This window comes from Vibrio sp. D173a (genome assembly GCF_030248475.1).
The window spans coordinates 1-547 of record NZ_JAHGAH010000838.1 but is presented as its reverse complement, the minus strand read 5'-3'; the positions used below and the strand labels follow the sequence as shown (position 1 = coordinate 547).

Annotated in this window: 1 pseudogene; it reads left to right on the top strand. The window is 49.2% G+C overall.

The window, feature by feature from the left end:
- A pseudogene (locus KIV40_RS29680) lies at window positions 1-547 on the top strand (aminopeptidase PepB); the annotation flags it as partial.

Here is a 547-nt window from a genome sequence, read left to right as displayed (position 1 = left end):
ATCTACGCGGTTGGCCGTGGTTCTGAGCGTACGTCAGCAATGCTACAACTAGACTTCAACCCAACGGGTGATGAAAACGCGCCAGTATTTGCGTGTCTAGTAGGTAAAGGTATTACTTTCGATTCAGGCGGCTACAGCATCAAACCTGGCCAATTCATGACTGCGATGAAAGCAGACATGGGCGGCGCAGCGACAATTACCGGTGGCCTAGGTCTGGCAATCGAGCGTGGCTTGGATAAGCGTATCAAGCTTATCCTATGTTGTGCAGAAAACATGATCTCGGGTCGTGCTCTTAAGCTTGGCGATATCATCACCTACAAAAATGGCACCACTGTAGAGATCATGAATACTGACGCGGAAGGTCGTTTGGTACTCGCTGATGGTCTGATGTACGCAAGTGAGCAAAATCCAGAGCTTATCATCGACTGTGCAACACTGACTGGGGCGGCGAAGAATGCTCTAGGTAACGATTACCACGCACTAATGAGCTTTGACGATGAGCTTTCTCACCAAGCGCTAACTGCAGCAAATCAAGAGAAAGAAGGTC